Annotated in this window: 13 protein-coding genes; 3 read left to right on the forward strand and 10 right to left on the reverse strand. The window is 34.8% G+C overall.

Annotation, left to right across the window (positions count from 1 at the left end; translation table 11 throughout):
• Nucleotides 1–7: 7 nt before the first annotated feature.
• The 4 genes from WJN01_RS06240 to WJN01_RS06255 all read right to left on the reverse strand — a co-directional run bounded on the left by WJN01_RS06240 (nucleotide 8) and on the right by WJN01_RS06255 (nucleotide 4,079).
• Nucleotides 8–964, reverse strand: a complete 957-nt coding sequence (locus WJN01_RS06240) for a transglutaminase family protein (protein ID WP_445196268.1) — start codon at nucleotides 962–964, stop codon at nucleotides 8–10.
• Between the two features lie 12 nt (nucleotides 965–976).
• Nucleotides 977–1,900 carry an alpha-E domain-containing protein gene (locus WJN01_RS06245; protein WP_445196269.1) on the reverse strand — a complete coding sequence of 308 codons (924 nt, stop codon included), beginning with the start codon at nucleotides 1,898–1,900 and terminating at the stop codon, nucleotides 977–979.
• Nucleotides 1,901–1,931: 31 nt separating this feature from the next.
• Entirely contained in the window at nucleotides 1,932–3,374 is a 1,443-nt protein-coding gene (locus WJN01_RS06250; protein ID WP_445196270.1) for a circularly permuted type 2 ATP-grasp protein, read from the reverse strand.
• A gap of 324 nt (nucleotides 3,375–3,698) precedes the next feature.
• On the reverse strand, nucleotides 3,699–4,079 hold the full coding sequence (locus tag WJN01_RS06255; protein ID WP_445196271.1) for a hypothetical protein: 381 nt from the start codon (nucleotides 4,077–4,079) through the stop codon (nucleotides 3,699–3,701).
• A 239-nt stretch (nucleotides 4,080–4,318) separates the two neighbouring features.
• Here WJN01_RS06255 and dnaG point away from each other — a divergent pair, with 239 nt between their 5' ends.
• The gene (gene dnaG / locus WJN01_RS06260) at nucleotides 4,319–6,277 is read left to right on the forward strand and encodes a DNA primase (protein WP_445196272.1); all 1,959 of its coding nucleotides are present in this window, start codon (nucleotides 4,319–4,321) and stop codon (nucleotides 6,275–6,277) included.
• Here dnaG and WJN01_RS06265 read toward each other — a convergent pair.
• Nucleotides 6,272–6,904, reverse strand: coding sequence for a response regulator (locus WJN01_RS06265; protein WP_445196273.1), 633 nt, complete (start codon nucleotides 6,902–6,904; stop codon nucleotides 6,272–6,274). The two genes, dnaG and WJN01_RS06265, sit on opposite strands and share 6 nt — an antisense overlap.
• Nucleotides 6,905–7,000: 96 nt before the next feature.
• Nucleotides 7,001–7,789 (reverse strand): NAD(+) synthase, encoded by a 789-nt coding sequence (nadE, locus tag WJN01_RS06270; protein WP_445196274.1) that lies wholly within the window; start codon nucleotides 7,787–7,789, stop codon nucleotides 7,001–7,003.
• 92 nt (nucleotides 7,790–7,881) lie between these two features.
• On the opposite strand from nadE, the gene gldB reads away from it, so the two are divergent.
• Both gldB and gldC read left to right on the forward strand, forming a co-directional pair.
• On the forward strand, nucleotides 7,882–8,844 hold the full coding sequence (gldB, locus tag WJN01_RS06275) for a gliding motility lipoprotein GldB (protein ID WP_445196275.1): 963 nt from the start codon (nucleotides 7,882–7,884) through the stop codon (nucleotides 8,842–8,844).
• The gene (gene gldC, locus WJN01_RS06280; RefSeq protein WP_445196276.1) at nucleotides 8,844–9,179 is read left to right on the forward strand and encodes a gliding motility protein GldC; all 336 of its coding nucleotides are present in this window, start codon (nucleotides 8,844–8,846) and stop codon (nucleotides 9,177–9,179) included. The genes gldB and gldC overlap by 1 nt, the downstream gene beginning before the upstream one ends.
• Nucleotides 9,180–9,393: 214 nt before the next feature.
• On the opposite strand, the gene WJN01_RS06285 is transcribed toward gldC, so the two are convergent.
• From WJN01_RS06285 to WJN01_RS06300, 4 genes are all read right to left on the reverse strand, one after another.
• Complete coding sequence (locus tag WJN01_RS06285) at nucleotides 9,394–9,681, reverse strand: type II toxin-antitoxin system RelE/ParE family toxin (protein ID WP_445196277.1); 288 nt, start codon at nucleotides 9,679–9,681, stop codon at nucleotides 9,394–9,396.
• Nucleotides 9,674–9,913, reverse strand: coding sequence for a ribbon-helix-helix domain-containing protein (locus tag WJN01_RS06290; RefSeq protein ID WP_250434359.1), 240 nt, complete (start codon nucleotides 9,911–9,913; stop codon nucleotides 9,674–9,676). Before WJN01_RS06290 ends, WJN01_RS06285 begins: the two co-directional genes overlap by 8 nt.
• 198 nt (nucleotides 9,914–10,111) lie before the next feature.
• The gene (locus WJN01_RS06295; protein WP_445196278.1) at nucleotides 10,112–10,816 is read right to left on the reverse strand and encodes a hypothetical protein; all 705 of its coding nucleotides are present in this window, start codon (nucleotides 10,814–10,816) and stop codon (nucleotides 10,112–10,114) included.
• A gap of 137 nt (nucleotides 10,817–10,953) precedes the next feature.
• Complete coding sequence (locus WJN01_RS06300) at nucleotides 10,954–11,568, reverse strand: hypothetical protein (protein WP_445196279.1); 615 nt, start codon at nucleotides 11,566–11,568, stop codon at nucleotides 10,954–10,956.
• Nucleotides 11,569–11,775 lie beyond the last annotated feature (207 nt).

Here is an 11,775-nt window from a genome sequence, read left to right on the forward strand (position 1 = left end):
CAATATGTTATTGCTGTTGTTGCTGGTGTTGATGTTTTTGCCTCAATTCCAAATTACGTTGAAAACTGTTGCTGTTATCTAAACTAGCATTTACTGGTGGTTTGTTAGTTGTTTGGTATTTCTCGGTTCTAACTTCAACAGAAACCTCCAGTTTTGATTCAGCATTACCTTTAAATACACCCTTTACTGGCGAGCAATCATTATAGTTTCTTCCGATAGCCAATTTTACGTGGTTTTCATCGGCAATGGCATTATTTGTTGGGTCTATACCCAACCAACCATAAAACGGAATATAGGCTTCAATCCAAGCATGAGTGGCACCATCCCCTCGAGTCATTTCATCAGTGGTACAAATGTATCCACTAACGTATCTTGCTGGGATGCCTAACATCCTTACCATTTGCAACAAAATGTTGGTGAAGTCTTGACAAACACCTGCCTTCAATTTCCAAATTTCATCTAGTTCACTCTTTACATTTGTTATCCCTTTTTTATAAGCGAAGTTTTCGTAAACATATTCGCAGAGTTCCAACGCTGCTTGATATGGTGATTTCGATTTCAATTTTTTTGATTTAATAAGTTCAGAAACTTCTTGACTTCCCTCAAATGGTCTATGTCTTAAAAAATCAATGAATTCTACATTGTTTTTGATGGATTCTAAATTTTCCCATTGACTTTCATTATCAACAGAACCATCAGGGAATAACCTGCCTCTGGTTTCTACTTCAATTTCAGAAATTATATTAAGTTCATAATGAGGTTCAGTAACCATAAAGGTGCCTACCCTATTATTGAAAAAATCATAAAATGTTTCAATAAATGGGTTATTGGTAATGGAGAGAAAGTGCGAGTTCACCTTTTGAAAGGCATCGTTAACTGGGTGCAATCTTATAAATGTAGCACCATCTATAACCTTATCGGAATAGGTGTATTTTGTAATGTGTTTTATAAAAAAAGTAGCCATGACGGTATTTAATTATGTTTGGGAAAAGTACACCGCGTTAATGTTTTGCGATATGTTTCTGATGTCTTCTTTTATGCCATCAATAAAATTGCCCAATCCAATGTTATTTATGTTTTCTATGGTGGTGTATTTTATTTGGCTCTCCAATTTCCCCAATAAAAATTCTAAATTATTCCTTTCAAGTTGTCCTGCTTCAATAAGCCTATTAATATGTCTGTTTAACTTTTCAATACAGTAATAAACGGATCTTGGAAATAGCCTGTCTTGAAAGACCATTTGGATAACGTGATCTTCATTGAAAGACGATTTGTGCGTTTTTAAATAAAGTTGATATCCGCCAATGGATAAAAGCAAATTTTTCCAATAAAAGCTTTTTTCTAAACTATCGGAAGTATTGGCAATTTCCTGGAGTTTTAAAGCTGTAAAATCTGAAATTAACATAACCCTTTCCAAGAATTTACCAACGTTCATAAAATAATAAGAAGGTCCTCGCTCTTGCGTAATATCACTAGTACCATTAAAAATTAAATGAAACCGTCTTAAATCTTCAAGAAATTGTACTGGGTCTTCTTCCCTTAATTTTTTTGGTAAATTTTTGTTCGTAAGATATAAATAATAGCTGTTTATGCATAACCAAAGTTCTCTTGAAATATGCTCTTGTACACTTCTTGCATTTTCTCTAGCCCTGGTTACAATGTTTAAAATAGAGTTTGAGTTTTCGGTATTGAACACCATAAATTCTATGCATTCTAGAGGGTCTTCGGTGTAAAATTCATTGTCATAGGGGGTAAAACTTCTAATAATCGGTGACCAAGAGAACAACTCTGGTGAGTCTTGGTTGGCATAAAAATTTACCTTGAGTAAACCTAAAATTCCATTTCCGCGTTCCATGTACCTTTCTAACCAAATTAGGTTATTTGCTACTCTACTTAACATATATTATTTTACTTATTACTAGTTATGCGTTTTAATCTATTACCCAAGTATCTTTACTGCCACCACCTTGTGAACTGTTAACCACCAAAGATCCCTTTTTAAGAGCGACCCTTGTTAAACCACCGGGGCAAATGTCAATTCCATCTCTTCCAGATAGGGCAAAAGGCCTTAAGTCAATACATCTAGGAGATAGTTTGCCATCAATATAACATGGGGCCGTAGAAAGTTTTAAAATGGGTTGGGCAATAAAGTTTTCAGGTTTCTTTTTTACGTTGTCAAGATACTCTTTTATTTCTTTATCTGAGGCTTCATGACCCATTAACATTCCGTAACCACCACTGCCATCGGTTTTTTTAATTACCATATCTCTAACGTTCTTGGTAACATATTCTAAATCTTCAGGTTTTCCCAACTGGTACGTCTCAATATTTTTTAAGATAGGCTCTTCCTGAAGGTAATATTTTATCATATCGGGTACAAACGTATAAATGGCTTTGTCGTCAGCTATACCAGTGCCCGGCGCGTTAACAATGTTAACATTTCCTTTTCTGTAAGCGGCCATAATACCAGCAACACCTAAAACACTTTTCGCATTAAATTCTAATGGATCTAAGAAATCGTCATCAACGCGTCTGTAAATTACATCTACTTGTTGCAAACCATTGGTGGTTTTCATGTAAACAATATGGTTTTTTACAACCAAGTCTGTGCCTTCTACCAATTCAATACCCATTAACCTTGCTAGAGTAGTATGTTCGTAATATGCAGAATTATAAATGCCGGGGGTTAAAAGAACAATATTTGGATTCGCTTTATCGGAAAGTTCCTTGAGCTTTTTGTACAACATATTTGGGTATTCAGAAACTGAGCGAACTTTACTTTTTGGTAAAATACCTGGAAATAAACGTTTTGAAATTTCACGGTTTTCTAGCATGTAGCTAACCCCAGAAGGTGTCCTTAAATTATCTTCAAGTACATAGAACTCACCATCGTTGTTTCGAATAAGATCAACCCCAGAAATATGGACGTAAACATCGTAGGGGACTTTTACACCTTTCATTTCCCTTAAGAAATAAGGGCAAGAGTATATTAAATCGGCAGGAATAATGCCGTCGTTTATAATGAATTGATCGTGGTATATGTCTTTTATAAAAAGGTTTAACGCTTTTAATCGTTGCTTGATGCCCATTTCAATTTTAGTCCACTCTTTGGCAGTAATAATTCTTGGAACAATATCAAAAGGGAATATTTTTTCAATGCCCTCGTTATCGCTATAAACCGTAAAGGTTACCCCTTGGTTCATGAATAATTGTTTGGATAAGTCTTCCTTTTTTGTGAGTTTTTCGGCGGTGGTGCCTTCAAGATATTTTACAAAGCCTTCGTATTGAGTTCTGCATTTAGCTTCGTCATTGTACATTTCGTCCCACGTTTTAGGAAGCTTATCATAAGATGAGAAAAGAGTGTTGTTTTCCATAGACTAATAATATCTTATCAAATTTAATAAATTGCTAATGCAAATTCAATCAATTCGGCTTTTACTTGAATAAAATTCATTAATCTTTAAAATATAATAAAAATTCTATTATAAATTAATTTTAGGCGTGGATTTTTCAAGGATAATTATAAATGATTCAAAATCTATAATATGATTTTATTGACTTAAGATGTAAATAATTATAAAATTCCAAAAAAGAAGATTAGCCTGCATTTATAACAAAATAAAATGGCCACTCCCAAATATGAAAGCGGCCATTTAGTTCTTAAAAAAAAAAGAGGGTTTTATGTTTGTTTTAAACTTTTAGCTAAACAAAGGCTGGTATTTTTTCTTGTAATTTAACAATAACAATACATTTAAAAAGGCTACAATCACTGCTGGCCAAATTTTAATTAAGTCGTTATTGGATATGTTAAAGACCAAGAATGAAATAGTTAACGGAAACAACACAATTAAAATAAAAGGCGTCCATTTGTTAATAATCAATAATAGTCCAATTAAAATTTCAAAGATGTATAAAAAGGGTAAATAGTGGGCAACGGCATCAATAAAATGTCTCGTGTTTTCGGGCATGTCGCCGTAAGTGAACGGTATAAAATGAACAAATTGGTTTAATGCATATATAATTAGAAATAATCCCAATATAATTCTTAACCAGTTGGATGTTTTAGCTTGTGCTTCCATAAATGTTTTAATTTTGAGTTAACTGTAGTTGGTTTTAAAAAACAGGCATAAGTTACTTTAAGCGGTCAAGAAAAAACATGATTAATGTCATGTGGAAGATTTTCAACTAAATTATACGTTTAGTCTCATAGGGCTTTATAAATTTATAAAATATATTACTTTTACGTGCATTTCTGATCATATTAATGAGGGGGATTAAATTTGAATAATCAAACTTCTTTTTTACCAAAACAAATAATTTGATATCACAATCATCCATAGACCAAGTATTTGAAACCGCCAGGGTTGAGGAGGTTATTGGTGATTTTGTTCAACTTAAAAAAGCCGGTAGCAACTTTAAAGGTTTAAGTCCGTTTAGTGACGAGCGTACACCAAGCTTTATGGTGTCTCCGGTGAAGCAGATTTGGAAAGACTTCTCAACAGGCAAGGGGGGCACTTCGGTTTCGTTTTTAATGGAACACGAGCATTTTACGTACCCTGAAGCTATTAGGTATTTGGCCAAGAAGTACAATATTGAATTGGAGGAAACGGAGCAAACCTCAGAGCAAAAAGAAAAGGCCGACGAACGCGAAAGCCTTTATTTAGTAAGTGAATTTGCCAATAGCTATTTTCAAAAGATATTGCACAAAACCGATCAGGGCAAATCCATAGGTTTGAGTTATTTTAAAGAACGTGGTTTTACCGAAGAAACCATTAAAAAGTTTGATTTAGGTTATTCATTGAACGAGTGGCAGGCCTTTACAGATGAAGCCTTAAAGCAAGGTTATAATATCGATTATTTAGAAAAAACAGGACTCACTATCGTAAAGGACGATAAGCGTTTTGACCGTTTTAAGGGTCGTGTTATGTTCCCGATAAAAAGTATGAGTGGCCGTGTTTTGGGCTTTGGTGGTCGTATTTTAATCAACGACAAAAAGGCGGCTAAGTATGTGAATTCCCCAGAGAGTGATATTTACCACAAAAGCAAGGTACTTTACGGTATTTACCATGCCAAGCAAAGTATTGCCAAAGAAGATAATTGTTATTTGGTTGAAGGGTATACTGATGTTATCCAGTTTCACCAAACAGGAATAAAAAATGTGGTGTCGTCTTCGGGTACGGCATTGACTTCGGAGCAAATTCGGTTAATAAATAGGCTCACCAAAAACATTACCGTGCTTTTTGATGGCGACGCTGCAGGCATGAGGGCCTCATTGCGAGGTATCGATTTGATTTTGGAGCAAGGCATGAACGTTAAGGTCTGTTCATTTCCTGAAGGTGAAGACCCAGATAGTTTTGCAAAACAAAATACGCTTGAAGAACTCACTTTGTATTTAACTGAAAATGCCAAAGACTTTATTCAGTTTAAGGCTTCAGTATTGTATGAGGAATCAAAGAACGACCCTATAAAAAAGGCAGAGACGGTAAGGGATATCGTTAACAGTATTTCTAAAATTCCAGACCGTATAAAAAAGGAAATTTATGTGCAGGAATGTGCCAGGATTATGGATATAAGTGAAGATGTCCTATTCAGTACTTTGGCGCAAATCAATAAAAAGGAATTTCAAGAAGAAAATAAAAAGTACCAAAGCGAGCATAAAGCTTTTGAAGTCATCAAACACCAACAGCCCGTAAAAAAGGTTGATGTGCAATATGTGCTGGAAAGAAAAATTATTGAAGTCTTATTGCTTTATGGAAATAGAACAGAAGATTTTGAAGATTTTGTTTATAAGGAAAATGAAAAGAGCGAATTGGTTTTAGAGCCCGTAATCCACCAAGCTAAAGTGTTTGAAAAAATATATCTGGATTTGCAAGACGACGAAATGGAATTTTCAAATCCACAGTTTAAAACCTTGTATTACACGATTATAGATAGGTTGAGCCAGGATACTGAGTTTGATTTAAAAACCTTTATTAATTCAGTTGACCAAGATATGGCCAACGAGATAACTACTATTTTAATGGAAGATGAGCGTTATTCATTAGATAACTGGAACAGGATGAATATTTTCCCTAAGGAAAAAACAAATACCGTGGCCCAACTGGTTAGCGAAACCATTTTGAGTTTACGCTGCTTTTTAATAGATCAAAAGGTAAAGGGGTTTCAGGAAGAAACGCTACAAAATAAAAAAGACTCGAATAGAGATGTACTTGAAGAAGTAAAGGACTATTCGGGTCTTAAAATGCTTCTCTCTAGAAAATTAAACAGGGTATTATGATACCTCTTTGCTTAATTTAGCCTGATTTACTAAATCTACTAAGTTAGTAACCTTTAATTTGCGCATTAAACGCGCTTTGTAGGTACTAACAGTTTTTTCGTTAATGTCTAGTTCTTTTGAAATTTCCTTGTTCTTTTTACCAATGGTAAGAAGTTTTAATACTTCGGCCTCACGGGTAGAAAGTTTCTTGTAAAAAGTGCCCCCTTTGTTAACTCTTGTTCCAAAAGCCAACTGTTGGGTTAAATCGTTACTTAAGTAAATGCCTCCATCGTGTACTTTACTGATGGCCTCACTTATGGTGATGACGTTTTCCGATTTGTTTATGTATCCGTTGGCACCGGCTTTAATGGCGTTAATGGCATAAACTTCCTCGGGTTGTGCACTTAAAATAATGGTTTTAACATCAGGAAAGTCATTCTTCAAATAACGAAGCAATGTTAAGCCGTTAAGTTTTGGCAAATCAGCTTCGGTTAAAACAATGTCTACCTGATTTTTCTTTAAAAATTCTAAAATGGCTTCGCCATTGTCAAGACTTCCAACAACTTTTATGTTGGGAGTCGCCGAAAAAAGAACCTCTAGTCCCTTCCTCGTAATTGGGTGGTTGTCTGCTATTAATAATTTAATCATAATGAAAAGCTTTTTTTTAAACTATTTTGAGAGATAGTAGGGTTGAGAGAATAAGCTTGCCATAAATGTAATACTTTTTTAAGCATCCTACAACAATTACTTAAATTTGTTGGGAATTTCGCAAACAGGTATAGGAATCATCTTGTGTTTATTGGCATTATTAAAACGCTTGTAAATTTTGAAGACTTCTTTTTGGCGGCCTTCAAAATCATCTGCTTTTTTTCCTTCACCATCCATTTTCATGGCCCACTCAAGTTCTGGATAGGATGCCCCAATTTGATCTTCATCAGTTCTGTCGTCGCCCCAAAGGCCATCAGTAGGGGCTGCATCAATAATTTCTTGGTTTATCCCTAAAAATTTGGCCACTTCATAAACTTCGGTTTTAAGCAAATCGGCAATCGGGCTTAAATCCACACCGCCATCACCATATTTTGTGTAAAAGCCAACGCCAAAATCTTCAACTTTATTGCCAGTGCCAGCAACCAAAAGTCCTTCCAGGGCAGCAAAATAATATAGAGAGGTCATGCGCAATCTAGCACGTGTATTTGCTAACGACATAAAACGGTCTTCTTCGTTGTCAACATCGGGTAAAGCATCAATTAAACTATCAAAAACAGGGGTTAGGTTAACCTGTGTCATGCTTACTTTTTCAAAGTTGGATTTTAACCAATCAATATGGTTCATGGCCCTGCTAACCTGTGTCGGAGCCTGATGAATGGGCATTTCTAAACATAAAAGAGGCATTCCCGTTTTGGCACATAGGGCAGAAGTAACAGCGGAATCGATACCACCCGAAACACCAATTACAAAACCATTTACACCTGCATTTGTGGCATAATCTTTAAGCCATTTTACAATAAAATCTACAACTTTTTCTGTTTGCATGTTGAATGAATTTAATTCTAAGAATAGTACCTTTGCAAACAAAAATAACCTATACGCTCAATTTATAAAAATTTATGACGTTTAAGTTTTGCATGAAATCTGTTTTATATGTTCTGTTGCTCGGGCTAGTCTTAAATTCCTGTAAAAATGATAGTGCCACGGAACATGAAATAGCCAAAATAAACACCCAAGTTAAAATAGAACGCTTCGATAGACTTTTTGCCGAAGTAGATGCCCAAAGCCTTCCCAAATTAAAAGCGGACTACCCATTCATGTTTTCCGAAACATTCACAGACTCGTTTTGGTTGGCAAAAAAGGCAGATACATTGCAAATGCAGTTATTCAATGAGACCAAAAAGGCTTTTGCTGATTTTAAGGACACCAAAGTTGAAATTGAATCGTTGTTCAACCATTTAAAATATTATTTTCCAGAGTTTAGTGAGCCAAGAGTTATTACCGTAACCAACGATGTAGATTACAGAAATAGGGTTATAGTAACCGATACCATCGTGGTGATTGCCTTAGATTCATATTTGGGAAGCGACCATGAGTTTTACGGTGCCATTCCAAAATATTTAAGAGCAGATTTGAAAAAGGAGCAAATTGCTGTTGATTTGGCCAATGCCTATGCCGAGAAATTCACTTTTCAACCCAAAAGAAAAAGCTTGCTGGATGAAATGGTTTACACCGGTAAACTCCTTTATTTTAAAGACAAGGTCATCCCGTTCAAAACCGATGCCGAAAAAATAGGGTACAGCAATGCCGAAATGGATTGGGCCATAGCCAACGAAAGCTATATTTGGCGTTATTTTGTTGAGCGCGAAATGTTATACAGCACAGATGCCCAGCTTCCTGGCCGATTTATAAATCCTGCGCCATTTACCAAGTTTTATTTGGAAGAAATAGATACTGATTCGCCAGGGCGATTAGGGCAATACATAGGTTGGCAAATTGTACGTGCTTACATGGAAAACAATGATGTGTCCTTTAAGGATATGCTGATTAAAAGCAGCGAAGACATTTTTAACAACTCAAAATTTAAACCTCGTAAATAATGGCAAAAAATACAACTTCAAAAATAGAGCTTAGCGTTGAATTGGATGAAAACCGTGTGCCTGAAAAATTACATTGGACGGCTCAAGATGGCGGTATAACCAATGAAGAGGCCAAGGCCATGATGTTGGCCGTTTGGGATGCCAAAGCACAAGAAACCTTGCGCATAGATTTATGGACCAAAGATATGCCGGTTGATGAAATGAAGGTGTTTTTCCATCAAACCTTGGTGGCCATGAGCGACACCTTTAACCGCGCCACGCAAGATGAAAAAATGACGGCCACAATGAAAGATTTTTGCGATTACTTTGCCGAAAAACTGGAACTTAAAAAGTAATTGAAAATTCTTATCATGCCTAGAATGGCCTTAAACAACCCATAGAGCGATTTTATCGCGAACGCAATGAATCATAGGCAAAGTTATATACTGCAGGATGGTGTTTGCGGTTTGGCTCTGGTTTCGTTGCGTGAAAATCCGCAAGGATTTTAAGAAGTACGCGAGAACAAGCAATTACTCTAGCCATTGTTACAAACAGTTTTTTATTATTCAATTATAATTTTTCAATCAAATCTTGTCTTCCGACGATTGCTATTATTTCGACAATGTTTTCGTTAATTTTATAATAAATACTATCAACACCACATACGCATCGTCTATATCCCTTTTTTATATAGTCAACCGATTCAAATGAAAAAGGTCGCTCGGCAATAATGTCGAAATATTCAAAAAACGATTCGAAATATTTGTCAGCTTGAGCCATTCCAAATTTTTCAACTCCGTAATGATGAATCCGTATCAAGTCATTTTTCGCTTCATTTGTCAATTTGTATTTAGCCATTTAGCAAAGACTTTGATTGAGCTAAAATATTTTCTTTACTGTCATTCGTAAATCCGCTATTTTCAGCTTTTTCAATTTTAGCTCGAATCCAGTCAATTTGAACTTGCTGTTTTCGGGCTTGTCTAATCAAATCGTTAACTAACTCGCTTTTGCTTGAATACTCTTTATTGTCCACTTGGGATTTTAGCCATTCATCGTTCGGCTTTGTAAATGATATACTTTGTCTCGACATAATCTAATAATTTGATGTAAATATACACCAAATTCGAATCATTTCCAAATTATTGCCACCGGTCTAGGCTATGAGTAGTTGCTTGGTTTAGCACTTAACTTTGCAAGTACACACCAAACTGAAAATCCGCGAGGATTTTCAGAAGTAGGCGAGAGCAAGCAATTACTTATAGCCATTGTTAGGTGGCGTTTTTTTTATTCAGTTATTGATTTTTCCGTTTATTTCGTTCGAGTAAATTTCGTTTTCTCCAAGTCGAAATCGTACTCTAAATTTTGTTTTATTCGTTCCATAGTTTTGTCTCAAAGCAGAAATTGCAATTTGATTTGGTGGAAGATAGAATTCAGTCAAACCTGTTCCACAATCATATATAAATTGTCTCTCAACTTGTTTCCAATTTCCAATCGAGTCTTGTGCTTCTGTCAGCATAGGTAATACATCTCCAAATCCGATACTCAAAGTGTCAGAACTTTGGTTTTTAATAAAGATAGGATATGACTTTTTATTTGCGCGATGTTCAGGTGCTTTATAATATTCCCAAATCCACATTGGAAATCCGATTGTTTTTGTTGTGTCAATGAATATATTTAAGTCGGTTGCCTTTGGACTTCTATATTTTCCCCAATCAACATCCTCAATTCTATGTCCGATTTTTGAAGTTTTATAGCATAATTCAATTGAATCCATTATTTGTCCAATATAAACTGGTGAAAATTGCGATTCCCTTCTTTCTGAAATAGTGTCAAGAATTAATTCATTGTCAAAATTGTCAAAAAGGATTATGTTCGAATACGGTTCACTGATTTGTTCTTTTAGTTCAGTTTTGGCAATTCCGTTATTCTCCTTTTTGTTTTGGCAAGAAGTTAAAATCAGAAGCAGTAATATGATGTTTGCAAAATGTTTCATTCAAATGACACCTAACGTATTTGTGTATGATTTTTTGCGGGAAAAGGACGCGAGTTCTTTTCCGATGTTGTGAAAAGATAATTAATAAGATTGAATTTCCGGTGAGGAAATTCAGCCGCAATTAATTATACACTTTGTTAGCAGCTGTTTTTTATTTTCGGTTCATAATTATTCGGAATGAAAACTTCATTTTCAGATTTCTCAATTAAAATTCCTAATAGAGTTTTAATTTCGTCAGTTTTGTATTCCGTTGTTTTTATTGAAATTCCAGATTTTGATTTGAAATCAAGTTTTAAATTTTTACTAAATCGGTCAAATTGGATTTGAGTGAGTTCAGTCAGATTCCGTTTTTGATTCCAACGTTTATTTAAAATTAGTTCATTGTCTTTGATGAAAAGTGTAAATGGTTTTTTCTTTTTGTAAATGAGCCACATCATCAATTCAGTTACTGGAAATGTCCAAAATATTAAAATTAAGAATATTACATCTTTATAACTGTCATTGCTAAAAGACAGTAACAATGTCCAAGCAATTGCGTTTATTAATTCAAATATGCCAATTACCTTTCTTTGACTTCGCATTTTAAAGTCGGATTCATAGTTTTTATTCAGAACAGAATATTCCCAAAGAACTGTTGTTAGCAAAATTGAAACAACCAATGCAAAATTCAGTACAAGAGGAAATTCAGTTTCCATTATTTGTCCGTAAGTCAAAATTGTAATGAGTAATATTAATGTTATGAAGTATTTCATTCTTTATAGGTCAGTTCAAATTGCTGCTAACGGTCTCGGCTATGATTTCGTTGTGGAATCATCCGCAAGATTCTTCCGCCGAAATTCAGCCGTTTTATTTATACTTTTATTTTGGTGTGGCACAAAACCACAATGATATCTATGACATTTGCAAATTAAAATCATATAATTTTTGATTTTTGACCATTGCGAACATCCTATGGACTA

It is taken from the genome of Tamlana sedimenti, from assembly GCF_038148895.1.
GTDB lineage: Bacteria > Bacteroidota > Bacteroidia > Flavobacteriales > Flavobacteriaceae > Tamlana.

Bases quoted from the DNA above. Each gene is read 5' to 3' on its own strand.
- WJN01_RS06255 (WP_445196271.1), bottom strand. From the start codon at position 4,079: ATGGAAGCACAAGCTAAAACATCCAACTGGTTAAGAATTATATTGGGA.
- WJN01_RS06240 (WP_445196268.1), bottom strand. From the start codon at position 964: ATGGCTACTTTTTTTATAAAACACATTACAAAATACACCTATTCCGAT.
- WJN01_RS06265 (WP_445196273.1), bottom strand. From the start codon at position 6,904: ATGATTAAATTATTAATAGCAGACAACCACCCAATTACGAGGAAGGGA.
- gldB (WP_445196275.1), top strand. From the start codon at position 7,882: ATGAAATCTGTTTTATATGTTCTGTTGCTCGGGCTAGTCTTAAATTCC.
- WJN01_RS06285 (WP_445196277.1), bottom strand. From the start codon at position 9,681: ATGGCTAAATACAAATTGACAAATGAAGCGAAAAATGACTTGATACGG.
- WJN01_RS06300 (WP_445196279.1), bottom strand. From the start codon at position 11,568: ATGAAATACTTCATAACATTAATATTACTCATTACAATTTTGACTTAC.
- nadE (WP_445196274.1), bottom strand. From the start codon at position 7,789: ATGCAAACAGAAAAAGTTGTAGATTTTATTGTAAAATGGCTTAAAGAT.
- gldC (WP_445196276.1), top strand. From the start codon at position 8,844: ATGGCAAAAAATACAACTTCAAAAATAGAGCTTAGCGTTGAATTGGAT.
- WJN01_RS06245 (WP_445196269.1), bottom strand. From the start codon at position 1,900: ATGTTAAGTAGAGTAGCAAATAACCTAATTTGGTTAGAAAGGTACATG.
- WJN01_RS06290 (WP_250434359.1), bottom strand. From the start codon at position 9,913: ATGTCGAGACAAAGTATATCATTTACAAAGCCGAACGATGAATGGCTA.
- WJN01_RS06250 (WP_445196270.1), bottom strand. From the start codon at position 3,374: ATGGAAAACAACACTCTTTTCTCATCTTATGATAAGCTTCCTAAAACG.
- WJN01_RS06295 (WP_445196278.1), bottom strand. From the start codon at position 10,816: ATGAAACATTTTGCAAACATCATATTACTGCTTCTGATTTTAACTTCT.